A 24,763-nucleotide genomic window follows, 5' to 3' on the forward strand; every position below is an offset into this window, starting at 1 on the left:
GCTCACACCTGCCTCTGTCTGCGGATCATAATATAAATTACAACGGGAGCCCCGAATACTGCCGTCACAGAGCTGATACTGAGCTCAGTCGGCGCAAATACCGTCCTTGCGATCAGGTCGCAGCCCAGGCAAAACACTGCCCCGCCCAGAAAACAGGCCGGGATCACCAGGATCGGCTTCGATGTCGCAAGGAGGTTTTTTGCCAGATGCGGTACAGCGATCCCCACAAATGAAATCGGGCCCGCAAAGGCTGTCACACATGCGGATAAGATACTCGAAAGCAGGATCAGCGCAATACGGAACAGCCGGATATTCACTCCCATATTCTGCGCATACGCTTCACCCAGCTGATAGGCGCTGATCGGCTTGGACATTAAAAAGGTGAGCACAAGTGTCACAAGGATCACAACAGACATGATTTTCACATTTTCCCAGGACATTCCGGAAAAGCTGCCCATAGACCAGTTATGCAGATTTACGATATTGCTGTCATCTGCAAAGGTGATCACAAAATCTGTCACTGCAGAACAGATATAGCCTATCATGATCCCGCTGATCACAAGTATTGACATGCTTTTTACCTGCTTTGAGATCAAAAGGACAAACCCCATAGAGATCATGGAGCCTGCAAAAGCTGCAAGGATCAGCACGCCGGAGCCTGCTACCATAGATTTTTCCAGAAGGTAGATCATGACGAAAGAAACGATCAGCTTTGCTCCCGATGAAATGCCAAGTACAAACGGACCTGCGATCGGATTGCCAAAAAAGGTCTGAAGCAAAAAGCCTGACACGGAAAGCGCACCTCCCAGAATAATAACAGCAAGTATTCTCGGCATACGGATCTCCCAGACAATATTTATCGCAGTCTCCTCACCTGTGCGGCAGAAAATAATATCCAGAATTTCTTTTACAGAAAGCTCTACACTTCCTGCGTTAATATTCCATACCGTAAATAACATGAGCAAAACTGCAAGCACTGCAAAAGCAACACAGTACCTGCCATTTGACCTTTTTTCCATAATCGTCTCCTTATTTTAACCGGTGCATATAGGTAAGCTCTGTAAGAGAAGCATCCTCACTTGTAAACATCCGATGCATATCCTCGATCATCACACCGAGCCCCGTCGTCTCCTGAAAAAGATTTTTTCCGGTGCACCAGGCATTTCCTTCCTTTACCGCCTTAAAATCTGCAAGAAGCGGGCTTTTTTCCAGAAGCTGGTCGATCGTCTCAAGCTCTCCGTCGATTGCGCTGTTGTAGATCAGATAGTCCGCGTCCTTTGCTCTCGCATAAAACTCTTCCATCTGCATATTCATTGTAGAAAGCGCATTGTCCTCTTCTCCCAGATCATCAAAAATATACCGGCCGCCTGCCAGTTCGATCATTTTAGAAACATAATCTCCACTTTTGCGTACATTTGCATAGCCATTTGTGCTGATGTAAAAAAAAGCTGCCGTCTTGCCTGTATTTTTTTCTGAGAGGACACTCTGCAGACGGTCTGACTGTTCCTGAAATACCTTCTGTGCCTGTTCCTCTTTTCCAAGCAGGACTCCGTAAAGCTTCATCCATTCGGTACGTCCAAGGGGATGACTTTCATAGCTGGAACGCTCCACCAGAACTGGTATCCCAAACTGTTCCAGCCTCTCTTTTACCTCGGGATTGTGATAGATCATCGTGGACTCCACTGCCAGATCACACTTTTCTGAGACGATCCGTTCATAGTCAGGTGCATTATATTTTCCCGCGTATGCGATCGTCCCCTGCTCCATCGCTTTCTTTGCCTCTTCAATATACCAGCCATCCGCATCCGTACCTGACAGTGTGATACACTCCAGCCCGCCGATCGAGCAAAACAGATCCATAGCAGAGGTAGCCACCAGATAAATATGATCCAGAGGCTGCTGCAGCAGGACGATATCTTCATCCAGCTCCTTTGGTACTGCTCCATTTTCCGGAACAAGCAAAAAACGTCCTCCATCTGCAATGGATATCAGCGCATATCCGTCATTATAATAATCTACTGCAAACTGATCTGCATACAAAAGCTCCAGACTGCCCGTCACTTCCATGTCCTTCCACAAAAGCTCTTTTGCTCCTGCCGTTGTCTCCTGCCTGATACACAGGCAGAAGAAGATCAGAAATATCAGAACAGGCTTTTGAAGCACTCCTTTTTTTGTTTTCATTTGTCCGCCTTTTCCAGTGTCGTAGAATCAAAGTACAGGGTATAATCAATTTCATGCGGCGTGCTCATTGCGACCGTATCCGCTGTCACTGCAAGCTCCCCGTCAAAGCCCGCTACCGGAATCTCAAATACAGAGTTTCCTTCTGTATTGACCGTCATATATTTTTCCCCGTCAACTACCATATAATCATAGTTCGGACTGCTCCATGTGATCACTGCGACCACCTCGCCGTCTGTTACGGTAAGCTGCGCCGGACTCTCCACGGTAGATTTCCCGGAGCCGCCCTCCAGTGTGACCTCTGCCATATAGCTACCGTCACTGATCCCAAGCGTTTCTGCCGATGCCAGAGCAGAATCACCTTCTTTTTCTTCTGACTGGCCTTCCTGCTGCGCCCCTTCCTCTAAAACTACCGGGTCGCTCACACTGACCTTATGGTCATACCACTTTCCCTTTTTCCCGATCAGCGCCACATCAAACTCTTCCTCCAGTACCGGCACCGGAATATCAAAGCCGTATACCGTCTCTGTATAGCCATCGCTGTATGTGACGGTATCCTCTGTCGGATCAAGCAGCTGTGCCCCCTCTTTCTGCGCATCTTCTGCCAGCCCCGGAAACAGATTCAAGATTCCTTTCGATGCAAGGCTTACGTGGATCGTCATCTGACCATCCTCCACAGTCAGTACACCGCGTCCTTCCTTTGCTTCATTCACATGGAACATCGAGCTGTCTGTATCAAATCTGGCGCTGTAGATGCCATCCTCCAGCTGCTCCTTCGTCTCTGTCTGCATTTCCTTTTCCGTCTCAGAAGCTTCCTCCGTCTGCACCTGTTCCGCCTCAGAAGCCTCCTCCGTCTGCATCTGCTCCACTGCCTCTGTTGCTGCCTCTGTTGCTGTCTCCTGCGCATATGCTGCAGGGGCTGCAGCTGCAAGTGTCATAGCAGTACCTGCCATACATACATAAAATCTGACTGAACGTTTCATATTATCTTCTCCCTTCATAAAAAGCTGCCCGGGAATCCGCATGCGGTCCGGGCAGCCAGATCTTACTTTATCTGCTGTTTACTGTGTCCAGATCTGTCCTCATTCTGCCATCGAATCAATAGCTGCCTGCGTATGTGCGACATAAAGCTCTTTTATCGCATCAATTCTTCCAAGTCCTGCGATCTGCGCGTCTACGCGTTCAAAATCTCCGGAGGCTTCAAACATGCTCTTCCAGGAATCAGCTTCACTGCCTGCCATATCATTATTTGCATGATCTCCTGCAACTACCATCAGCGGCCGCAGGATGACCTTCGTAAATCCGGCTTCCTTCACAGCCTCGATGACCGCCTCACATGCAGTATCCTCCGGCTCTCCTTCTACCGTTCCGATAAACGCATTTGTATATCCCAGCTGTGCCATCTGCGTCTGCATCTGACTGTAGCTTACCTTTGCAGTATGAGAAGTGCCATGTCCAAGGAAAACAAAGGCTGTGCCATCCTCCTCTGCCGCCTTCATGCTGTCAAATCCGGCATCCAGAACCGCGGCATCCACAACTGCCTGTGCCACTGCTGCTTTATCCTCATTGATCACGGTTGCGTCATCGCCTACTTCTCCAAGCATCGGCTCTGCGATGACTACTGATTCAAACTGGTCTGCGTACTGATCCAGCATCTCCTTCATCTCGTCATATTCTGCACCGTGCATCAGATGTGTTGGCTGTACCACCAGATTCTTTACACCATTTGCCACCGCACGGTCAAGCGCCTGCTGCATATTGTCGATCTTTTCCCCGTCTCTTGCCTGTACGTGATTGATAATGATCTGAGCTGTAAATGCTCTTCTTACAGACCAGTCCGGGTATGCCTGCGCCAGCGCGTCTTCGATTCCCTTAATGTCCTCTACGCGGCTGTCATTATAAGATGTACCAAAGCTTACAACAAGCAGCTCATTTTCACCGATCTCATCTGCATTGCGCGCATCATCCAAAGAAGCGTCCCCGGTATCCAGACCGAAATAATCAGGGCTCGCGTTTTCTCCCTCTACTAAGGCTTTTTCCTCCTCACTTAACGCATCCCACGCTTCCTTTGCAGCCGCACAGTCATCATCTGTCGTATCGGTGCGTTCCTGCACGTAGATTGCGTCAATCAGTTCTGCCGCCTTATCTGCTGCCGCCTGTGCGTCTGCGGTATTCTCTGATTCTGAGGCTTCCTCTGCCGCTTCTTCGAGCGATTCTGTCGCGCTTTGTGTCTGCCCCTCCTGTGCCATACCAGCCGTGCCGGTAAGCATTGCTGCGGTCGATACCGCCAGTCCGAGTACCATTCCTTTTACTACTTTGTTTTTCATGTCTTTTTCCTCCTGTTTTTTTCTTCTGACTTCAGAATCGGAAAATGTGACGTCCTCACAAAAGCTTCTGCATCTTTTTACGCGTCAGGAAATAATTCTTTTTACATCCGTACGCATCCTGATCTTATGGTATAAGAAAATGAGAACTTTCCTGTAACATAATAAAAACCTTTTACGCATGGTAAAAGGTCATCAAAAAAAGTGCTAAAAGCTCCTTCACTGGTACAACCAATTACTCGTGATCTGGAACATCAAGTTCCCGTACCAACACCGGGCAGGTTTCCTGGCTTATAGATCATCATATACGGCGCCTTCCCAGATTTCCCCAGTGACGTTCCTGCTTTCGCAGTGCCGTATACTCCTTAAATACAGTGACGAGATCGTACAGGATTCTCACCTGTTTCCCTTTTCGGCATATACGATATACATGCCGCACCCGCTGTTTTCTTATTCTGTTGTCTTTGTTATCTTATCACAGTTTTTTCTGGTTGGCAAGAGCGCCCCTCAGCCTTCTTCCCTGGCAATGATCAGAGAATAATACCCTGCATCCTCCGGTATTTCTTCCAGACTCCTGTAGACCCGCTCGTTTGCCATACCGCAGTTTTCTACCATACATACCTCACGCCCGCTTGCCTGAAGAAGCTGCTTGACCTGATCCATTTTTCGCCCGGACTTCATCACAACATAAGTCCCCGGCTGGTCGAGCCTGCCGTCCAGTCGATGTACGCCCGGGATTACGTGGAGCGGCTCATTCCATTCTACAAGCGGCAGATTCAGTCTGGCTGCTGCTGCACAAAACGATGTGATCCCGCTCACAAAAGCAGTCTCGTATCCCTGATCCTCCACCCGTTTTTGCAGATATGTAAAGGTAGAGTAGACTACAGGATCTCCCAGTGTCAAAAACACTACATTTTTTCCCTGTTCCAGATACGACAGGATCCGTTTTGCACCCTTTGCATGATTCTCCTCAAGCTCTCTGCGGTCATGTGTCATAGGCATGTAGACCGGGAGCAGCTCCTTATCCGCAAGCTCCGGCACTGCCTGCACCGCAATCTGATAGGCTACCGTATCCTCTACCTGCGCTCCTGCTGCCGCAATCACCTCGTTCTCCCGGATCATACGCACTGCCTTTAATGTCATCAGCTCCGGATCCCCGGGGCCTACGCCTACTCCATATAAAATTCCCTTCATCCCTGTTCTCTCCTTTTCTGTCCGGTATCTGTCCGCCTGTCAGTCCCGTTTGTCGTCTATCATATAAAGCAGCGCATTGCAGATGCACGCAGCAATATTGCTCCCGCCCTTGCGCCCGCGCGCTACGATATACGGCTTCCCGCTTTGCATGATCAGCTCCTTGGACTGTACTACATTGACAAATCCTACCGGAACACCGATGATCAGCGCCGGATCGATGCGCCCCTCCGCGATCAGCTCATACAGTCTTACAAGCGCCGTCGGAGCGTTTCCGATCGCAAATATCAGTTTTTTGTTCATTGCAGCAGCTTTATCCATGCATGCGGCTGCTCTCGTTGTCCCATCCCGCTTCGCAGTCATTGCCACATCCTCGTCTGACATAAAGCAGTACACCTCTGCTCCATAGCGTGCGAGCGCACGCTTATTGATCCCTGATCTGGCCATCTGCGTATCTGTCACGATACATACACCGCTTTTTAGCGCCTGTGTCGCCTTTTCGATCGCGTTTTCTGAAAAACACAGATTTTGTGCATAATCAAAATCAGCGCTCGTATGGATACACCGTTTCACGATGAGCTCTGTTCCGGGGACAAGCGGCGTATCTCCAAGCTCCTGCGTAATGATCTCAAAGCTTCTTTTTTCAATCTCCATCGGTCTGACTTTTTCCAGCTCTGTCTTCATCTTTTTCTCCCTTCTACTACAATATAAATATGGTTAATATCCCTTACAGCCAGTAAGGAATTATCCATCTTGTTGCTTAAGCTGTATAATGATGGAGCAATCGGTATGTCGGCTTCCTTTCTTGGACTTCGCGTCCGTTAAGTAGACTGATAACCAGCTCCTCATTCGCAGCGTTCGTTTTATGCAGGTTGAATCGCCTTAGGCGCATTCGTGTCACACCACAGTAGATTGAATAGGCAATGAGTAAAACTGGTATTTATCCATTGCATGATCAATTTTTAAGGAGTGACAAATTTATGAACGCAGTAGGTATCGATGTTTCTAAAGGTAAAAGCATGGTTGCTATTATGCGCCCTTTTGGCGAAATTGTTGCTACGCCTTTCGAGATCAAACACACAGCCAGTGATATTAATTCACTTATAGAACTCATCAACTCCATTGAAGGTGAATCCCGCATCGTGATGGAGCACACCGGACGTTATTATGAAGTCCTTGCCCATCAGCTTTCCCAGACAAATCTTTTCGTCAGCGCCATTAACCCAAAACTTATCAAGGATTTTGATAATGATTCCCTTCGCAAAGTCAAATCTGACAAAGCTGACGCCGTCAAAATCGCCCGATATGCACTTGACAAGTGGCAAAATCTCAAACAGTATAGTGTTATGGATGAATTACGCAATCAGCTCAAAACCATGAACCGTCAGTTCGGCTTTTATATGAAACACAAGACGGCTATGAAGAATAACCTCATCGGCATCCTTGATCAGACCTATCCTGGCGTCAATACCTACTTTGACAGTCCTGCACGTAGTGACGGCAGCCAGAAATGGGTTGATTTTGCATCTACTTACTGGCATGTGGACTGTGTTCGTAAAATGTCTCTAAAAGCCTTCGTAGACCACTATCAAAAGTGGTGCAAAAGAAAGAAGTACAACTTCAGCCAATCCAAAGCTGAGGAAATCTATGGAAAAGCAAAGGAGCTTGTTCCTGTACTTCCAAAGGATGAAATAACCAAACTTATCATTAAGCAAGCGGTTGACCAACTCAATAATGCCTCGGCAACTGTAGAAGAACTTCGCACTCTTATGAATGAAACAGCCTCTAAGCTGCCCGAATATCCCATCGTCATGCAAATGAAGGGCGTAGGTCCATCACTTGGTCCTCAACTCATGGCTGAGATCGGCGATGTTTCCCGTTTCACTCACAAAGGCGCAATTACAGCTTTCGCCGGTGTAGACCCTGGTGTAAATGAATCCGGCTCTTATGAACAAAAGAGTGTTCCAACCTCCAAACGAGGTTCCGCAGACCTCCGCAAGACACTTTTTCAGGTAATGGATGTTTTAATCAAAACCATGCCTCAGGATGATCCAGTTTATAAGTTCCTTGATAAAAAACGAGCACAAGGTAAACCTTATTACGTCTACATGACCGCCGGAGCTAATAAATTTTTACGGATCTACTATGGTCGGGTGAAAGAATATCTTTCGTCACTTCCAGAGTCCGAATAATCCCACAACGCTTTCTTTCAGACCAGCACTGATGTGGTGGTCTTATTGTGATACCCATTTTTTCAACCTGTATAAAATTATCAATTTTCAGCAATTTAGCCTTGACTTTTTATTTGCAGGCTACTGTCAAAATCGCGCTCCGGGATTTCCCCGATCACGCATCCTGCCTGCCTCCAAGCCCCAGTATCTCATATATCTTTTTCATATCAAGATTTTTTCTAAGCTCGTCAGCCAGAATGTCATACTGTGTCTCTTTAAATGCAGCATAGTCCATTTCTGCCAGTTGGTCCATGGAGATACCTTTTTTTTCTGCAAGTGACCGAAGCAGCGCGTTCGTCACAGTCTCACGGTCAAAAATACCGTGCACATAGGTGCCGTACACATTTTTGCAGTATCCTCCGTCTTCCTTTGCCTCTCCGCTCACGGTGTCATCCATATACGTCACCGGATATGCCCCGTCTTTTAAGCGGCTCTCCCCCATGTGTATCTCATAGCCGGAAAATGCAGCGCCGCTCATACCGCCAAGATCGCCCGACAGCGTCTGAAACCTTCCTTCTGCCCTCGTGCGCGTCTTGTTTTGCGTAAACTCTGTGTCCATCGGGATCAGGCCCATTCCTTTCATACTGCCGCCATCCTCCACGCCAAACGGATCATGCAGTGTATCACCCAGCATTTGATAGCCGCCGCAGATACCGAAGATCACCTTGCCTTTTGCCGCCTGCTTCAGGATAGCAGCCTCCATCCCGCTCTCCCGCAGCCATCTCAGATCGCCCATTGTATTTTTAGAGCCCGGCAGGAGGATCATATCCGGATCCTTTAATTCTGCAGGACGCTTTACATAACGCAGGGAGACGCCCGGAATGTTTTCTAGTGGATTAAAATCTGTAAAATTCGATATTCTGGGTACGCGTACAACTGCAAGGTCGATCAGCCCTGCCTCCTGCGACCGGTCAAAGCGCTCGCTCAGGCTGTCCTCATCCTCCACAGAGATATTGAGGTACGGCGCTACACCTACCACCGGGACTTTGCACAGCTCCTCCAGTGTTTCCAGTCCAGAGTCAAGCAGTGTTTTATCGCCGCGGAATTTATTAATGATCAGCCCCTTTACCAGCGGCCGCTCTGTCTCGTCCAGAAGCATGACAGTCCCATAAAGCTGTGCGAATACGCCGCCTCTGTCAATATCTCCGACGAGAAGAACCGGAGCATCCGCCATTTTTGCCATACCCATATTTACGAAATCGTCACTTTTCAAGTTGATCTCTGCCGGACTGCCGGCTCCCTCGATCACGATAATATCATAATCCGCAGCCAGAGAATCAAAGGTCTCTTGTACAACAGGGCGGAGCGTTTTTTTATATTTAAAATAATCTCGTGCGCTCATGGTACCGCGCACCTCTCCGTTTACGATCACCTGAGAGCCTGTATCGTTCGTCGGCTTTAAAAGAATTGGATTCATCCGGACCTCCGGCTGTATGCCGGCTGCTTCTGCCTGCATGACCTGCGCACGCCCCATCTCCAGTCCTTCTTCTGTAATAAAAGAATTCAGCGCCATATTCTGTGATTTAAACGGAGCCACACGATAGCCATCCTGATGAAAAATCCGGCACAATCCTGCTGCCAGAAGGCTCTTTCCTGCATTTGACATCGTTCCCTGTATCATGATCGTTCTGGCCATCCTTATCCCTCCTTCTGTATTTCCATGAAAGACTCTGTCAGAGCCTTCACCAGCAACTCATTTTCTTCATGTGTTCTGACTGCCACCCGAAAATACCCTTTGCAAAGTCCCGGATAATTGCCGCAGTCCCGAATCAGCACGCCTCTTTTTTCACACAGGGAAAAAAGTGCTTCTGGTCCTTTGAAAAAAATATAATTTGCCTGCGGGGGATACACCGTAAGCCCCAAAGCAGTAAACTGTTCCACCATCCACTCCCGCTCCCGAAAGATGAGAGCGCGTGCACGCCGGACGTAGTCCTCCTCCTGAAGTGCGGCAAGTCCGGCTGCCTGCGCCGGCACAGAGACATTCCACGGCTGTACCATTGCCGCCATCTGTTCAAGAAGCTCTTTATTTTCGCAAAGTCCGTATCCCAGACGCAGCCCCGCCATAGCATACCGTTTCGTAAATGCTTTCAGCAAAAACAGCCCTCTGCTTTTTTCGAGCTCTCCTTTTAAGGTATATTCAGACGGAGTCTTTACAAAATCCAGAAAACATTCATCGACAGCAAGAAAGATCCCCCGTGTTTCGCACCGCTCCAGAATACGTAAAAGCAGGCTGCGGTCTGTAAGCGCCCCTGTCGGATTATTCGGATTGCATAAAAATACAATATCCAGATCCTCCTGCAGCAGGTCTAAAAACTCCTCTCCGACCGCAAATCCGTCTTCTTCCCGCAGTCTCGCGCAGGTTATCTGACATCCGACCGATGACAGAGCCTGTCCGTATTCCGCAAAGGTAGGCGCCAGAAGCAGTGCCTTTCGCGGCTTCAGTGCCTGGCAAAGAGAAAAGATCAGCTCCGCGGCGCCATTTCCGCAGATCACCTGCTCCGGCCTGACAGCCTCGTATTCCGCAATCGCCGCACGCAGTGGCACACATCCGACTTGTGGATAATGTGCGATCTGTTCTATGCTTTTTACTGCTGCGCGCTGCACACTAAGAGGCGTACCGAGCGGGTTACAGTTTGCGGAAAAGTCAAGACAGCCCTCGTGCTCATAAATATTCCCGCCATGTATATGTTTCTCCATCTGTATTCTCCTGTGTTCTCCTATACTTATATCTCCATTGTCCTGTATACCCATCTGCTCATCCTTCTAGTGCAGGATCAGCAGACGTACAGCGACAAATAAAATCACCGCCAGAACAGATACTGCATAGAGAAGCCGATCTGCCCTGCAGATGTCCTCTGCTTCAACTGCACGAAGAGGATCCCCGATCGTCGGTTTCTTATACAGCTTTCCGAAATACCATGCATCGCCTGCAAGCTGTACGCAAAGCGCACCTGCCATAACCGCCTCCGTCTGTGCGGAGTTCGGGCTCGCATGATTGCGCCGGTCCCTCCTGTATATGCGGGCAGCCTCTTTTGCATTCAGACCGGCAAACGGCGCCGCCAGAATCATCAGCCCTGCTGACAAACGTGCCGGAATATAATTTGCCACATCATCCAGCCTGGCTGCACATCGTCCGAAATAAAGATATTTTTCATTCTTATATCCAAGCATCGAATCCATTGTATTAATGCCCTTATACAAAAACATCAGCGGTACGCCGCCAATCGCCATATAAAGCATGGGCGCGATCACTCCGTCTGACGTATTTTCCGCTACTGTCTCAACGGCTGCACGGATCACGCCCTCCTTCGACAGTGCCTTCGTATCACGCCCTACGATCATGGAAACAGCATATCTTGCTTCCTCCAACGTCCCATTTTTCAGGCGGTCACAGACCCGCATGCTTTCCTTTTTCAGTGAATTTGTTGCCAGAAGCTGATAGCACCAGAAGCTCTCCAGGACAAATCCGGCAGCGGTACTTATCCTGTATACTCCTGAAAGTACTGCAAGCGGAATGCCGCCGCACACCATACACACGATCAAAACCTCGAAAAAGCCGCCCCACAGCTCGCCTTTTTGTGATCTGGGCAAAATCCCCCGGATTCCTTTTTCAAGTGCGGCGATCAGGTTACCGATCGCACAGACGGGATGATAAAGCCGCCTCGGATCTCCAAAAATCAGATCCAGTAAAAAGCCCGCCAAAAGTGCAAATGCTGTGTATTTCATACCGATCTCCCCGCTCTCTCTTTCTTATAGCATGCACACTGCTTCAAAAACTCCCATGGCACGGCAGGATTCCCATAATAATACAGATGCGGAAAGCCTGCAAGCAGTCTCCCGTCTGCATGCATGCACTCCCACTGCCTGTTTCCAGCAGGCTTTTTTGCAGAGAATGCCTGCCCGCAATTGGTCGAATCAAAATAGTGGAATTCATGTGCGGGGACTTCTCCATACACATCCTTTTCATGCTTTTGCAGTGTAACGTAGCCAAAACGGGACAGCCTTTCCGTCCGAAATGCCCGCCCCTTTATCACACCTGTCATTTCATGCAGGCGGCCTTCCATATCTTCCATCTCCTCATGCAGATACATAAATCCTCCGCACTCTGCCATGCAGGGCATCCCCTGCGCTAATGCACTGCGGATACTTTCCCGCATACGGATATTTGTTTCCAGCTCCGCTGCGTGCAGCTCCGGATAGCCTCCATAGAGCAAAAGCCCGTCAATATCTTCCGGAAGAACTGTATCTGCAAGTGGAGAAAACGGGACAAGCTGCGCCCCCATCCCTCGCAGAAGCCGGAAATTATCTTTATAAAAAAAGCAAAAGGCTGCATCGCTTGCCACACCAATACGCACCTGCGCGCCGCGGTCCGGCTCCTTTTCTGCCGGTTTTTCATGGATCCCTTCCAGAAAAATTTCCAGCGGATCTTCTGGTTTATGAAGCTCTGCCGCCTCCCTGGCAAGCGCAAGAATCCCATCTATATCCAGTGTCTCCTCCAGAATATGCGCCAGCCTGTCAAGCTTTTCACGCAGTGCGAAAATCTCCTGCGGAAGCACCAGGCCAAGATGGCGGCTGTCAAGCGCACATTCCTCTACTCTGGGAACGTACCCCAGCACGCGCACACCTGTCCGCTCTTCCACCAGAGCCTTTATCCTGGGATACAGCATGGCAGACATCTGATTAAAGATCACACCGCGGATACGGCTGTCCTTTTCATATTCCAGAAATCCCTTTACACACGCTGCCAGAGAGCCGCTCATTCCCGCGCTGTTTACCAGAAGGATCACCGGCGTCTCGGTCACACATGCCAGATCATACGCGCTGGCAGTCTGCGTCACTCCTGCGATACCATCGTAGTACCCCATCACACCTTCGATCACTGCGAGGTCACACCCTGCCGCATTTTCTGCGAGAAGATAGCGGACGCACTCCGGTGATGTGAAAAAGGTATCCAGATTTGCAGAGCCCGTCCCTATTACCTTCTCATGAAACATCGGGTCAATATAATCCGGACCGCATTTAAACGCTGCCGTTTTTATTCTCCTGTTTTTCAGAGCCTGCAAAAGCCCGCAGGTGATCAGTGTCTTTCCGCTCCCGCTGGAGCACGCACTTAACAATACCCTTGGAAGCCTCATTCTTTTGTCTCCTTCTGACACGTAATGATATAAATCGGATTTTCCCCCATCATCATATGATAGGGGCCCGCTGTTTTTGCACGTGACACACCCATCTGTACGATCTGAGGATCCTGGAAGGAAAATTCCTTTATTGCCATAAGCGCCTCGGAAAGCGTCTCAAGTGTGATACAGTTGATCACGATCCTGACCGTCTCATTCTTTTTCAGGAGCACCCCGATGATCTCCCTTAGTTTTCCAGAGGAGCCGCCGATAAACGCATGCGTACAGGGTGGAAGGTCGTTTAGCGCCTCCGGCGCAGTACCCGATATGATCTCGACATTATCTGCGGCGAATCTCACCTTGTTTTCCTGCAAAAGGGCAAGCGCCTCCTCCTTCTTTTCCACTGCAAATACTCTGCCGCGGCGGGCACGCAGCGCCATCTCTATAGCGACCGATCCGGTCCCCGCTCCCACATCGCAGCATACCGAATCTTCTGTAAGGCACAGCTTTGCCAGTGAGACTGCCCGCACCTCTGCCTTTGTCATAGGGGCCTTGCCGCGCAGAAACTCCTCATCTGCGATACCGTGCGTTTCCGGCCGGTCACAGGCTGTCGGATGGTATGCGCAGACTACGCTCAGGCTGCTCCCCTCATATCCGGTCAGCTCCCGCGCAGGCTTCGCAAAGATCCGTTCTGTATCATAGGACAGATTCTCTCCTACATACAAAACCACATCCCCCATCCCGTACTGCGTCAGCTTTCCGGCAAGCTGCGCGACTGCATCTTTTTCTCCGAGGATCGCAAACGTTTTTTTATGGTACTTCACATATGATACAAGATTCGCTGATCTGCCGTGTGCGCTTACGAGCGCTGCGTCATCCCACGACAGGCCGATCTTTGCCATAAAGTACACGACCGATGAAATTCCGCAGATCAGCTCTGTATCATCGGGCAGCAGTCCCAGCAGCCCTTTCGCTCCGCTGAAAAATCCCACATCTCCGGAGAGTGCAACAACAACCCTCTCATATTCTGGATGCGCTTTTATGTAAGCGGCTATTCTTTCACTCAGATACTCATGGACCACGGCGTGATGCGGCATTTTCACAGCATCTGTCATACGTTTTGCCCCGATTAAAAGCTCAGCCTGTTCAAGCGCCCTCTGGCCCTGGATCGTGAGAGTTTCCTGGCTGCCCATCCCGATCCCAAGCAGCGTCACATGCTGTATCTGCTCCAGCCCGAAGCGTTCGATCAGCATTTTTTTACATTCCGGAACAGACAGTCCGGTTTCTCTGAGCGGTCTGCCAATAATGACAGGAGTAACGCCGCAGATACGGGCTGCCTCCAGCTTTTCTTCAAAGCCTCCTGCTCTTCCTGTATTTTTGGTCACCAGATACTGGCAGGAAAACTGTCTGAGCATTGCGACATTTAATTCTGTTGAAAAAGGTCCCTGCATTCCGATCAGGTGCTTTCCCTCAAAGCCATGTCTTCTGCATTCTTCCATCACAGAAGGCAGCGACAGCACACGCGCATACAATCTGTTCTCATAATCCGGTACGCACGTAAACGCTGCCAGCTCCTTACTGCCCGTTGTAAGCAGCACATTTCCCTGCGTCGTCTTGAGATACTGTGCGGCAGCAGCCGTATCCTCCACGCAGACAGCATCCATCTCACAGCTGCCTTCCCTGCGCAGTACCCGTACACGGGATATGCCTGCCGCCTCACAGGCCTTTTTGATATTTTCTGTCACTTCTGCCGCGTACGGATGCGTCGCATCCAGCACAAGCCCGGGAGCTTCTCTCTGGAACAGCTCCGTCATTTCTTCGCAGGTAAGCCGGCCCGGCCGCACCTTTAGATATTCACTTTCTGTCAGAGACCTGCTCCCATACTGTGTCGCCACACACGCCAGCACCGTCACACCGCGCTTCCCGAGAAAACGGCAAAGCTCATATCCTTCTGTCGTTCCCGCAAATACTATTACGCGATACATACGCTCACCTTTCCATCCGGTAGCCTCTCGGCGTCACCATTTTTCCATTCTGTACCTTTGTCTGCGAGTTTCCGACAAACACAGTTGTAAACATGTCGACCTGCGTGTCACGCAGCTCCCGAAGCGTCATAACCGAAGCGCATTCTCCCTGCCTTGCGATCTGTGATACGGTCCCGCAGACGGTGTCCGGAGATTTGTAGCGCATCAGCAGATCACACGCCTTCTGGAGATAATCATGACGTTTTTTACTGGAAGGATTATAAATACATACAACAAAGTCTGCCTGTGCAGCCGCCAAAAGACGCGCCTCGATCTTCTCCCACGGTGTCAGCAGATCGCTCAGACTGATCAGACAAAAATCATGGATCAAAGGCGCGCCCAGCACAGCTGCTCCGCCTGTTGCCGCCGTCACTCCTGGAATGACTTCAAGCCCGATCTGCGGATAATCTTCTCCGACCTCGTACATCAGCCCTGCCATACCGTAGACTCCTGCGTCTCCGCTGCAGATCATGGATACATTTTTCCCCTTTTTTGCCTCTTCAAAAGCCAGAATGCATCGATCGACTTCCTTTCGCATTGGAGTCGTCAAAAATTCCTTTCCGGCAAAATGCTCCTTCACCAGATCCACATAGACCGTATAGCCAATGATGACATCGCTGTTCTCAAGAGCATATACTGCCCTTCCGGTCATCTGTTCATAGGAGCCCGGTCCGATTCCCACTACGTATATCTTACTCAAAATAAGCCCTCCATTCTTTCCGGGCAGCAGCGATCGTCACGCCGCCGCCCCCTCTTTTCCTTACAAACAGCCGTCCGCCGCCGCTTGCGCATACGGCGCTGCGCTCGCACACATTATCGACTCCTGTCACCTGCTCTACAAAAGCAGACGGGGTAAACTCACCTGGTGCGCCAAGCAGCTCCTGCGGCAAAAATGTACAAAACGGCACATTCCATTCATCCGAAAGAGCCAGCAGCCCCGGTTCTTCTTTTTTTAGTTCATGACTTGCCAGAGCAAGGACCGCTTCTTTATAAAGCCCCTCCTCCGCAAGCAGCTGCTCTGCCATATCCTTTACTGCTTCTTTTTCCTTTCCCTTTCGGCAGCCCATTCCGACTGCCACTACTGGCGGCACTACCTGCACCGTAGACTCAAACGGCATACAGTTTTTATGTATCGTCACAGCAACCCCGATGCGAAGCGGCCTGTCCTGTCCAAATCCCCGCTCTTTCGAGGCTTCCGCGCCATACTCTGTCTTTGTATTTTTTACCGGATATCCGTCTCTTTTGCACAGGACCAGTCCCTCCGGGAGCGGCCCCTCCCACGGATATTCACTGTAAAAACCAGCCTGCTCTCCTGCCAGAAGCGCTGCCGAAAGCTCCTTTGCCGCTTTCATGTGAAAGATCGCACATCTGTTTTTTTTTGCAAAAACGTCGACTGCAAACCGATGGTGCAGATCTGTTGCAGTTGTAATGACGGGAACTGCTCCTAAAATATCTGCCGCTCTTTGTGTAAGTTCATTTGCTCCGCCAAGATGCCCGGACAAAAGTGAAATCACAAACCTGCCGCATTCATCCGCCACAAGCACTGCAGGGTCCTGCTTTTTTCCTGCCACAAATGGCGCGATACTGCGCACTGCGATCCCACAGGCGCCGACAAAAATAATCCCCTCCGCCTGCAAAAACTGCATCCCGGTCCATTCCTGCGTACTCTGTGAAATGCTGTCCTGCAGATAACGGCTTTTCCCGTCCAAAAATACCTCATATCCGCATGCGCGCAGCCCCTTTGCCAGCCTCTGTCCGGTCGCCCAGCCCGTAAGGCTAAAACACAGGATCGAAAGCCGCCCGGACCTTCGCGGTGTCTGCTCCCTGTCAGCTTTCATGACTCCGCCTCCTTCCGAAATGCTGCTGTATCCTACTGCGCCTGATCGTTCCCCTGGCGGAACATGGTGGTAAAGCCCGGATCATACAGCTTTGAGCGTTCATAATGAGCTGCCTTCACCGCATCTCCTATGAGCATCAATGCGGTCTTTGTGATCCCATGCTCTGCCGCTGTCTGAGCCAGTGTCCCTACCGTACAGATAAATTTCTTTTCGTCCGGCCAGGTCGCTTTATAGACAATCGCCGCCGGCGTATCAGAACGGTAGCCGCCCTCGATCAGACGTCTTGAAAGCTCCTCCAGCATTCCGGTACTTAAAAATACAACCATGGTAGCGTTGTGTGCCGCAAAAGACTGAATGCTTTCCTTTGGAGGGACTGGTGTTCTGCCTTCCATCCGTGTGATAATGACACTCTGAGAGATATCCGGAAGTGTATACTCAAGATTCAGCGCGCTGGCTGCCCCGCAAAATGCACTGACTCCGGGACAGGAATCATAGCAGATCCCCTTTTCATCCAGAATATCCATCTGCTCCCGGATCGCTCCGTAAATGCAGGGGTCTCCCGTATGCAGCCTCACTGTCATCTGTCCATTTGCTTCTGCCTGCTCCATAACGGCAATAACCTCTTCCAGCGTCATTTTTGCGCTATTATAAATCTGACATTCGCCCTTTGCATACTCCAGAAGCTGCGGATTTACAAGAGAACCTGCATAAATAATCACATCCGCCTCTTCCAGATATTTTTTCCCTCTCACCGTGATCAGATCCGGCGCTCCCGGTCCTGCCCCTACAAAATGTACCATATGTACTCCTTTCCTGACCGCCGTATATCACGGCTGATCCATCCTCTGTGATTGTTATAATCGCTCCTGCTCTTTCGCAGGATGTTTCTCTCCAAGAAGAACACGCAGCTTTTCTGCGTCCTCCGTCTCTCCTAAAAATCCATATTCATTGGAAAACATGACCGCTCCGAGCAGGATCTGGTCATATGAGCGATGATTTAAGTAAAATTGGATTTTCTGCATGACCTTTTGCATCGTTCCTTCCAGAATACCGTATTGGTCCAGTATCCGCAGCGCTTCGTCTGTCATCGTGCACGCCAGAAGCTCTCTTGCACAGTCAAGCGTTCCCCCTGCCCGGATCGCATTCGACGCCAGGATCTCCATCCGTGCATCCGCACTGTGGGAATGAGTATTCATGATACCCGCTGCCAGCTTAACAAGTTTGCCGATATGCGCTACAAATAAAATCCCCTTCACGCCCATATCAACAGCCATATCAATCGTTTTCCCAAAGTAATTGCTGCATTTTAAGCTCTTTTCAAACGGAAGCGTCATATGCTCTCTCAGATACTCTGCCCCGTAATTTCCTGGTGTCACAAGCAGATAATCCTCCCCACAGGCGTGATGCTGCCCCATCTCCACACGAATACTGTCGATCAGCGCGCGTTCACTCATGGGCTCCACAATCCCTGTAGTTCCCAGGATAGAAATCCCGCCCACGATCCCCAGTCGCGGATTAAAGGTGCGCTTTGCCCGCTCCCTGCCCTCCGGTGCATAGACCGTGATCAGGATCCGCCCCTGGTATCCATACTGCTCTGCGACAGATTGTACCTCGCGGAAAATCATCTCTCTTGGTACCCGGTTGATCGCAGCCTGCCCGATCTGCTGAGAAAGCCCCGGCTTTGTCACACGGCCGATGCCATCGCCTGCATCCAGTATAATATTACCGCTCACAAACGCAGTATCCGCTATCTCCGGACAGGTTACGGCTTCCTGTATAGTTTGACTGTCCATGTTCTTTGACATCCCGGCTTTTTCTGATACGATCTGCGCTCTCGCATAGATCAAAATCCCGTCTGTCGTATCCGGGTCATCGCCTGCGTCCTTCCTGACCGCGCAGGAGACACTGTGCTCATCTCTCACCCGGTCGACAAGAGCAAGCCGCAAAAGGATACCCTTTGGAGTCAGAAGCTGTGTCTGCAAAACATCCGTTCCCGAAAGCAGCATCTGCACAGCGCCTTTTGCTGCAGCTGCCGCGCAGGAACCTGTCGTGTATCCAAACCGCAGCTTTTTATGATTGCGTATCACATAATAATCCTCCAGTTGCTTCTCCTGTCCCATCAACTGCCTCCCTGTTTTATCCCTTACAAACCAAAACGTACTCCCGATCTGCCGCACTGCGATCCCCGGGAAGCCTTTTCTTCCACAGAACGTACATTTCTATGCAACAAAAAGCTGCCGCAGCACACATCAAAAATCCACCGGATGCGTGTTGCAACAGCCCTGCCCCGCTGGAATTTCCCGGTGCCCGCAGGTCATTCCTCTTCTGAAAGAGCATTCAGTATCTGGCTGTACAGTAACGGACTTGCGCAGGAATTTCACCCGCTTCCTGAAAATGCTCTTTCCTGTTTTGTCTTTCGCTATTATAATATTTTAGACCTCAAAAGTCAAATACTCAGAAATTTAAATCGCGACAACATTTTACGACACAACCTTTGAAATCCCGCATTAAAACGGCGTTCCCACCATATCGTACGGCGTTACCTGATACACGTAATAGTTCAACCAGTTCGTATACAGATTGTTTGCATGGGAGCGCCAGCGTAAAAGCGGGCGGTTCTGCGGATCATCGTCTGTATAATAGTTTTTCGGGATGTCAATTGCAAGCCCCTTGCCAAGATCCCTTTTATATTCTCCATCCAGCGTCACACGGTCATACTCCGGATGCCCCATAACAAAAATCCGTCGTCCACCATCCGCCATCGCAAGAAACAGCCCCACCTCATCGGATTCTGCAAGAATCGTCAGCTCCTTTACTTTTCGGATCTCCTCAATCGGCACATCTGTGTGGCGGGAATGGGGCGCGAGAAATACATCATCAAATCCGCGAACGAGAGGAACCTTGCGGTTCAGGACACGGTGCCAGAACAGACCGAACACTTTGTGATCCATAACTCTTTTTTTCAGTCCATAATGATGGTAAAGGCCTGCCTGTGCTGCCCAGCACAGATAGATCGTAGAGGTAACATGCTCCTGCGTCCAGTCCATGATCAGGGTCAGCTCCTCCCAGTAATCAACCTCCTCAAACTCCAGCATCTCTACCGGCGCTCCCGTGATGATCATTCCGTCAAAGCATTTATTCTTTATGTCATCAAATTCTACATAAAATTTATTCAAGTGACTGGTGGAGGTGTTTTTGGATTCATGCGATCTGACTTTAACAAACGTCACATCCACCTGCAACGGCGTATTAGAGAGCGAGCGCAGAAGCTGCAGCTCTGTCTCCTCCTTAAGCGGCATCAGATTGAGTATCGCGATCTGGATAGGCCGGATATCCTGATGCACCGCCCGGCTCTCATCCATTACAAATATATTTTCACGTTCCAGGATCTCCCGTGCCGGCAGATCACTTTGTACTTTAATCGGCATACCGTATTTTCGTCCTTTCTGCTCTTTATGCTACATTTCTGAAATGATTCCGGCAAATTTCTCTGTCCGCATCATTCATTTATCTGATCCTTCGGCCAGCGAAAGAAAATCCGCTTCCGATAAAATCGGAATTTCCAGTTCCCGTGCCTTTTTATTTTTTGAGGATGCAGAATTTACATCATTATTGATCAGGTAATCTGTATTTCTGGAAACGGATCCCGTCACCTTTCCGCCCCGCTCTTCAATATATGCTTTTAATTCATTTCGATTTGTAAAATGCGTCACACTGCCGGTGATCACAAAGGTTTTTCCAGAAAAAATCTGTTCATATTCTGCCGCCTGTACCTGCTCAAGTTCCAGCTCGCAAAGAAGTGCATCAAGATTTTCCCGGTTGACTGCGTCTGAAAAATAGGCGCAGACGGAGGCTGCAATGACTTCTCCCAGCCCCTCTACCTCCGCAATCTCCTCCGCTGCTGCGCTGCGTATACGGCCGAGGTCATAATCGAAATGTCTGCATAAAAGCTTCGCATTCGCCACACCAATATTCGGTATCCCCAGACTGTAGATCAGTCGCGGAAGCGTTGTATGTCTCGCCTGTCTGATACTCTGCATCAGGTTTGCATAGGATTTTTCTCCAAACCCCTCCATCTCCACAATTGCTTCTTTCTCACGATCCAGGTGAAAAATGTCCGCAAAGCTGTGTATAAACCCTCTCGCAATAAACTTTTCCAATGTCGCTTCAGAAAGCCCCTCAATGTTCATCGCGTCACGGCTTACAAACAGTGTGAATGATTTGATTTTTTTTGCACTGCACTGCTCATTTGTACAATAAAGCGTCTGCACGCCATTCAAATCACGGATCTCTGTTTTCCCAGCGCACACCGGACAGGTTTCCGGGATTCTGACCGTGTCGCTTCCTGTCAGATTCTCAGCAATCTGCGGAATGATCATATTTGCCTTGTATACTTTGACCGTATCGCCGATCCCGAGCTTTAATGCTTTCATAATGCTCAGATTGTGGACACTTGCACGGCTGACTGTTGTCCCCTCCAGCTCCACTGGTTCAAATACTGCGATCGGGTTGATCAGCCCTGTTCGTGATGGACTCCACTCAATTTCCAGAAGCCTCGTCTCCCGGATCTCATCCTGCCATTTAAACGCAATGGAATCACGCGGAAATTTTGCTGTGCGTCCCAGAGACTGCCCATACGCAATATCATCGTACGTCACAACGAGGCCATCGGATGGAATATCATAATGCAGGATTTTTTCTGCAAAGTAATCCACTGTCTCCTCTACCTGCGCCGCAGATGCCAGACGATACTCCACCACGTCAAATCCCTGATTGGCAAGCCACTCGAACTGTTCCTTCCTTGAATTATGGAAATCTACATTTTCTGCCTTCACCAGCGCAAATGCATAAAAGCGTACATGCCGCTTTGCCGTGATCTCATTATTGAGCTGGCGCACCGAACCACTGCACAGATTACGCGGATTCTTATATTTTGCGTCTGCCTCTCCGATCTCGCCATTGATCTTTTCAAATTCAGAATACGTGATCACAGCCTCCCCCCGCAGGATCAGCTCGCCCTGATAGGAAATGCGAAGCGGAATATTCTGAAATACTTTTGCATTATTTGTGATGACCTCCCCGATCTCGCCATTGCCCCGGGTGACAGCCTTCTCCAGTAAACCGTTTTTATAAGTAAGCACCACGGTCAGTCCATCCAGTTTCCAGGAGATCAGCACATCATGACTGTCGGCAAAGCTTACAAGCTCAGACCGTTCTTTGGTCTTACCCAGAGAAAGCATCGGCGCATCATGCCGCTCCTTTGGCAGGCTTTCCAGCGCCTTATATCCCACCGTAACAGTCGGACTGCCAGCCAGTACAACACCGCTCTCTTCTTCCAGACGCTGCAGTTCATCATACAGGGCATCATACTCATAATTGCTCATGATCTCCCTGTCCTCCTGATAATATGCTTTTGAAGCTTCTGCCAGCTTTTGTGACAGCTCTCTCATTCTCTCTATCTGATTCATTGATTTCCTGTTTCCTTTCGTGAATGCTCCTGCAGCTGCTGCCTTAACTGTGCCAGCTCCTTTCTCGTAATGCTGCGATACTCTCCCGGCTTCAGATTGCCAAGCTCAATATTCATGATGCGTACCCGGAGAAGCCGCGTCACCTTATAATGGAAGGCTTCGCACATCCTCCTGATCTGGCGGTTCAGTCCCTGGGTCAGCACAATACGAAACTGCTTTTCTCCTGCCAGCTCTATGCGGCAGGGACGCGTCTTTACCCCAAGCTCTTTCAGATAAACACCCTTTCGCATCTTCTCCAGAAACTCTGCCGTGATCTTTTTATCGACCGTAACCAGATATTCTTTTTCATGATAATTCCCTGCACGCATAATTTTATTCAGGATATTTCCATCATTTGTAAGCAAAAGAAGACCTTCTGAGTCCTTATCGAGCCTTCCCACAGAAAACACCCGTTTCTCTGTATCCAAAAGCTCATACACCGTTTTATCTCCCCACCTCGTATCCGTTGTGCATACTGTACCGCGAGGCTTATTCATGACAAGCAGGAGCATCTCTTTCTCCCGTCTTACCTCTTTCCCCTTTACTAAAATATGCTGTTCCGGGCGGACTTTCATTCCCTGCTGTGCCTTTTCTCCATCCACGCAGACCAAGCCGCTCTCGATCAGCCGATCCGCTTCCCGTCTGGAACAGATTCCTGCCTCACTCAGATATTTATTCAGACGGATTTCCCCCGTCACCTTTTCCTTTACAAATCCTCGATTCATACCCATACGTTTATCCTCAACTGTCCATAATTTTCCCAATTAGTTTACCACAATCCCCTCTCCCAGACAACTGAAAATACCTTCTCAGACGCATCCTCAAATTCCGAAGAGGCTCTAAAACAAAGTCTGCCGTCAGATCTCCTGAACACTTCCGGATATCTGACGGCAATCCTGTTTTTGATGATCTTATTCAGTTTTTATGCAGGCGTCCTGCTTATATCCTCCAGCAGGATCAGAAACTGCACTTTACCTGTAATCTGGCTGCTTTGTCACTTACTGCACTGCAGTCAGATACTGTGTCATAATATAACCCTCTACTGTATTTCCATTTGACGTATAGCTGATCTTTGACCACCCGCTGTCAAGATTCTCCAGCACCTCAACGGACGTCCCTGCTGTCAGTACCCCATAGAGTGTCGCTTCTGCCGATGCCTCTCCACGAACATTGACCTCTGTCGTAGTCTGCATCGTCCCTGTCGTGGTACCTGTCACAGGCTCGCCATCTGTACCATTTGCATCTGTCTGTCCCTGCTGGGCATCTCCGGAATTGTCGCTCTCCCCTGCCAGTAATGCTGCAAGCGCGTCATCCGATGCGATCACCTCATCGTACTTTTTATTTACATCCTTTAGCAGCGCCTGGACATCGTCATCCTTGCGACGCTCTTCCACCAGAGCCTTCATCTCTGCCGTCATATCCGCCCGCACGAGACTTCCCTCCGCGTTTTTTATCAGATAAAACTCTCTCAGAGACGGTACCAGCGTTTCACTGCCCGTTACCTTCGCGTCAAAGTATGCATATACAATATAGGAGCCTTCTGTCAATCCGGCCTTTGAGTATGTCATAATATTATTATACGCCTCAACCGCCGCATCCTGAGCCTCTACCTCTGTACGTGCTGCATCGTCAAACTTCTCGCACAGCTTGCCAAGCGCATCATAGTCCTTGCTTTCCTTTGCATCATAATACTGCGTCACCCACGCAAGCACATCCTTCTGATCCTTTTGCAGAGATTCACCGTTTTGCACGCTCTTTTCTGTCTCCGCCTCCTCTGTACCTGCCTCCGTCTGTACTGTATCCGGCTTCTCTTTTGGAGAGCCAAGTCCCTTCACCAGCCGAAATGCGAAAAATGCAATTACAATAAGCAGGATGGCTGCCAGTCCCAGCAAAATGTATCGCAAATTGTCAGATAGCCACTCTCTAAAATTGTCCAACATCTGTTATCCCCCTGTTTCTGAATCTGGTTTTTCCGGTCTGCCAGGTCTAAAAACAAACCTTCGCATACTGTTCACAGATTAACACAGATTGCAATAAATGTTAAAACAATTTTAGCATATTCGTATAATTATGTAAAGATTATGTTTCTTAAAGAAATTCTAAATTTAAAACAAGAAAAAATTTTTACTAAAAGATTCCCTGAAAGTTTTTTATTCTTTCGTTCAGTAATGCTTTACTTTTTCAGAAAACTGTGATAAGATAATTGAGCAATTCAATTTGCACCTGTAGCTCAGGGGATAGAGCAATGGTTTCCGGTACCATGTGTCGGGGGTTCGAATCCCTCCAGGTGTGTCGCAGAAAGCCCGTGTTTACGCGGGTTTTCTATTTTTTTATAGTCTAAAAAGGACACTAC

20 protein-coding genes, 1 tRNA gene and 1 riboswitch are annotated in these 24,763 nt (G+C 49.4%); of the genes, 2 read left to right on the forward strand and 19 right to left on the reverse strand.

What is annotated here, in order from left to right; genetic code table 11:
* Nucleotides 1–2: 2 nt before the first annotated feature.
* The 6 genes from QOX44_RS06430 to QOX44_RS06455 form a co-directional block, all read right to left on the reverse strand.
* Nucleotides 3–1,019 carry a FecCD family ABC transporter permease gene (locus tag QOX44_RS06430; RefSeq protein WP_283682191.1) on the reverse strand — a complete coding sequence of 339 codons (1,017 nt, stop codon included), beginning with the start codon at nt 1,017–1,019 and terminating at the stop codon, nt 3–5.
* Nucleotides 1,020–1,029: 10 nt separating this feature from the next.
* Nucleotides 1,030–2,181 (reverse strand): ABC transporter substrate-binding protein, encoded by a 1,152-nt coding sequence (locus tag QOX44_RS06435; RefSeq protein ID WP_283682192.1) that lies wholly within the window; start codon nt 2,179–2,181, stop codon nt 1,030–1,032.
* Nucleotides 2,178–3,161 carry a hypothetical protein gene (locus QOX44_RS06440; protein WP_283682193.1) on the reverse strand — a complete coding sequence of 328 codons (984 nt, stop codon included), beginning with the start codon at nt 3,159–3,161 and terminating at the stop codon, nt 2,178–2,180. The genes QOX44_RS06435 and QOX44_RS06440 overlap by 4 nt, the downstream gene beginning before the upstream one ends.
* Before the next feature lie 99 nt (nt 3,162–3,260).
* Nucleotides 3,261–4,505 (reverse strand): sirohydrochlorin cobaltochelatase, encoded by a 1,245-nt coding sequence (locus QOX44_RS06445; RefSeq protein WP_283682194.1) that lies wholly within the window; start codon nt 4,503–4,505, stop codon nt 3,261–3,263.
* 256 nt (nt 4,506–4,761) lie between these two features.
* Nucleotides 4,762–4,960: riboswitch (cobalamin riboswitch) on the reverse strand.
* Nucleotides 4,961–5,009: 49 nt separating this feature from the next.
* A complete protein-coding gene (gene cobI, locus QOX44_RS06450; protein WP_283682195.1) occupies nt 5,010–5,696 on the reverse strand; it encodes a precorrin-2 C(20)-methyltransferase in 687 nt (228 codons plus the stop codon).
* Nucleotides 5,697–5,735: 39 nt separating this feature from the next.
* Entirely contained in the window at nt 5,736–6,377 is a 642-nt protein-coding gene (locus QOX44_RS06455; RefSeq protein WP_283682196.1) for a precorrin-8X methylmutase, read from the reverse strand.
* Between the two features lie 296 nt (nt 6,378–6,673).
* On the opposite strand from QOX44_RS06455, the gene QOX44_RS06460 reads away from it, so the two are divergent.
* Nucleotides 6,674–7,885, forward strand: a complete 1,212-nt coding sequence (locus tag QOX44_RS06460) for an IS110 family transposase (protein ID WP_283682197.1) — start codon at nt 6,674–6,676, stop codon at nt 7,883–7,885.
* 154 nt (nt 7,886–8,039) lie between these two features.
* Here the strand turns inward: QOX44_RS06460 and QOX44_RS06465 are convergent, their stop codons facing one another.
* The 13 genes from QOX44_RS06465 to QOX44_RS06525 form a co-directional block, all read right to left on the reverse strand.
* Entirely contained in the window at nt 8,040–9,560 is a 1,521-nt protein-coding gene (locus tag QOX44_RS06465; protein WP_283682198.1) for a cobyric acid synthase, read from the reverse strand.
* A gap of 2 nt (nt 9,561–9,562) precedes the next feature.
* Nucleotides 9,563–10,621, reverse strand: coding sequence for a pyridoxal phosphate-dependent aminotransferase (locus QOX44_RS06470; protein WP_283682199.1), 1,059 nt, complete (start codon nt 10,619–10,621; stop codon nt 9,563–9,565).
* Between the two features lie 66 nt (nt 10,622–10,687).
* Nucleotides 10,688–11,650 carry an adenosylcobinamide-phosphate synthase CbiB gene (gene cbiB, locus QOX44_RS06475; RefSeq protein ID WP_283682200.1) on the reverse strand — a complete coding sequence of 321 codons (963 nt, stop codon included), beginning with the start codon at nt 11,648–11,650 and terminating at the stop codon, nt 10,688–10,690.
* Nucleotides 11,647–13,059, reverse strand: coding sequence for a cobyrinate a,c-diamide synthase (locus QOX44_RS06480; RefSeq protein ID WP_283682201.1), 1,413 nt, complete (start codon nt 13,057–13,059; stop codon nt 11,647–11,649). The genes cbiB and QOX44_RS06480 overlap by 4 nt, the downstream gene beginning before the upstream one ends.
* Nucleotides 13,056–15,026 (reverse strand): precorrin-6A reductase, encoded by a 1,971-nt coding sequence (gene cobK / locus QOX44_RS06485; RefSeq protein ID WP_283682202.1) that lies wholly within the window; start codon nt 15,024–15,026, stop codon nt 13,056–13,058. The genes QOX44_RS06480 and cobK overlap by 4 nt, the downstream gene beginning before the upstream one ends.
* A 4-nt stretch (nt 15,027–15,030) precedes the next feature.
* Nucleotides 15,031–15,765, reverse strand: coding sequence for a precorrin-3B C(17)-methyltransferase (gene cobJ / locus QOX44_RS06490; RefSeq protein WP_283682203.1), 735 nt, complete (start codon nt 15,763–15,765; stop codon nt 15,031–15,033).
* The gene (locus QOX44_RS06495) at nt 15,758–16,903 is read right to left on the reverse strand and encodes a cobalt-precorrin 5A hydrolase (protein ID WP_283682204.1); all 1,146 of its coding nucleotides are present in this window, start codon (nt 16,901–16,903) and stop codon (nt 15,758–15,760) included. The genes cobJ and QOX44_RS06495 overlap by 8 nt, the downstream gene beginning before the upstream one ends.
* Nucleotides 16,904–16,935: 32 nt before the next feature.
* Nucleotides 16,936–17,703 (reverse strand): precorrin-4 C(11)-methyltransferase, encoded by a 768-nt coding sequence (gene cobM / locus QOX44_RS06500; protein WP_283682205.1) that lies wholly within the window; start codon nt 17,701–17,703, stop codon nt 16,936–16,938.
* Between the two features lie 54 nt (nt 17,704–17,757).
* Entirely contained in the window at nt 17,758–19,023 is a 1,266-nt protein-coding gene (gene cbiD / locus QOX44_RS06505) for a cobalt-precorrin-5B (C(1))-methyltransferase CbiD (RefSeq protein WP_283682206.1), read from the reverse strand.
* A 387-nt stretch (nt 19,024–19,410) separates the two neighbouring features.
* Entirely contained in the window at nt 19,411–20,331 is a 921-nt protein-coding gene (gene metA / locus QOX44_RS06510) for a homoserine O-acetyltransferase MetA (protein WP_283682207.1), read from the reverse strand.
* A 75-nt stretch (nt 20,332–20,406) separates the two neighbouring features.
* Nucleotides 20,407–22,371 (reverse strand): NAD-dependent DNA ligase LigA, encoded by a 1,965-nt coding sequence (gene ligA / locus QOX44_RS06515; protein ID WP_283682208.1) that lies wholly within the window; start codon nt 22,369–22,371, stop codon nt 20,407–20,409.
* Nucleotides 22,368–23,135, reverse strand: coding sequence for a pseudouridine synthase (locus QOX44_RS06520; protein ID WP_283682308.1), 768 nt, complete (start codon nt 23,133–23,135; stop codon nt 22,368–22,370). Before QOX44_RS06520 ends, ligA begins: the two co-directional genes overlap by 4 nt.
* 273 nt (nt 23,136–23,408) lie before the next feature.
* Nucleotides 23,409–24,350: an SH3 domain-containing protein gene (locus QOX44_RS06525; RefSeq protein WP_283682209.1), complete on the reverse strand. Its 942-nt coding sequence runs from the start codon at nt 24,348–24,350 to the stop codon at nt 23,409–23,411.
* A gap of 279 nt (nt 24,351–24,629) precedes the next feature.
* Between QOX44_RS06525 and QOX44_RS06530 the strand changes: the two genes are divergently transcribed.
* A tRNA-Arg gene (locus QOX44_RS06530) sits at nt 24,630–24,702 on the forward strand.
* The last annotated feature ends 61 nt before the right edge of the window (nt 24,703–24,763 follow it).

This window comes from Parablautia sp. Marseille-Q6255 (assembly GCF_951230155.1).
Classification (GTDB): Bacteria; Bacillota; Clostridia; order Lachnospirales; family Lachnospiraceae; genus Choladousia.

Coding starts and splice junctions, on each gene's coding strand:
- cobK (WP_283682202.1), bottom strand. CDS start 15,026: ATGTATCGCGTAATAGTATTTGCGGGAACGACAGAAGGATATGAGCTT.
- QOX44_RS06480 (WP_283682201.1), bottom strand. CDS start 13,059: ATGAGGCTTCCAAGGGTATTGTTAAGTGCGTGCTCCAGCGGGAGCGGA.
- QOX44_RS06460 (WP_283682197.1), top strand. CDS start 6,674: ATGAACGCAGTAGGTATCGATGTTTCTAAAGGTAAAAGCATGGTTGCT.
- QOX44_RS06435 (WP_283682192.1), bottom strand. CDS start 2,181: ATGAAAACAAAAAAAGGAGTGCTTCAAAAGCCTGTTCTGATATTTCTG.
- QOX44_RS06525 (WP_283682209.1), bottom strand. CDS start 24,350: ATGTTGGACAATTTTAGAGAGTGGCTATCTGACAATTTGCGATACATT.
- QOX44_RS06430 (WP_283682191.1), bottom strand. CDS start 1,019: ATGGAAAAAAGGTCAAATGGCAGGTACTGTGTTGCTTTTGCAGTGCTT.
- ligA (WP_283682208.1), bottom strand. CDS start 22,371: ATGAATCAGATAGAGAGAATGAGAGAGCTGTCACAAAAGCTGGCAGAA.
- QOX44_RS06495 (WP_283682204.1), bottom strand. CDS start 16,903: ATGAAAGCTGACAGGGAGCAGACACCGCGAAGGTCCGGGCGGCTTTCG.
- QOX44_RS06440 (WP_283682193.1), bottom strand. CDS start 3,161: ATGAAACGTTCAGTCAGATTTTATGTATGTATGGCAGGTACTGCTATG.
- QOX44_RS06465 (WP_283682198.1), bottom strand. CDS start 9,560: ATGGCCAGAACGATCATGATACAGGGAACGATGTCAAATGCAGGAAAG.
- cobM (WP_283682205.1), bottom strand. CDS start 17,703: ATGGTACATTTTGTAGGGGCAGGACCGGGAGCGCCGGATCTGATCACG.
- cbiB (WP_283682200.1), bottom strand. CDS start 11,650: ATGAAATACACAGCATTTGCACTTTTGGCGGGCTTTTTACTGGATCTG.
- metA (WP_283682207.1), bottom strand. CDS start 20,331: ATGCCGATTAAAGTACAAAGTGATCTGCCGGCACGGGAGATCCTGGAA.
- cbiD (WP_283682206.1), bottom strand. CDS start 19,023: ATGGGACAGGAGAAGCAACTGGAGGATTATTATGTGATACGCAATCAT.
- QOX44_RS06520 (WP_283682308.1), bottom strand. CDS start 23,135: ATGAATCGAGGATTTGTAAAGGAAAAGGTGACGGGGGAAATCCGTCTG.
- QOX44_RS06455 (WP_283682196.1), bottom strand. CDS start 6,377: ATGAAGACAGAGCTGGAAAAAGTCAGACCGATGGAGATTGAAAAAAGA.
- cobI (WP_283682195.1), bottom strand. CDS start 5,696: ATGAAGGGAATTTTATATGGAGTAGGCGTAGGCCCCGGGGATCCGGAG.
- QOX44_RS06470 (WP_283682199.1), bottom strand. CDS start 10,621: ATGGAGAAACATATACATGGCGGGAATATTTATGAGCACGAGGGCTGT.
- QOX44_RS06445 (WP_283682194.1), bottom strand. CDS start 4,505: ATGAAAAACAAAGTAGTAAAAGGAATGGTACTCGGACTGGCGGTATCG.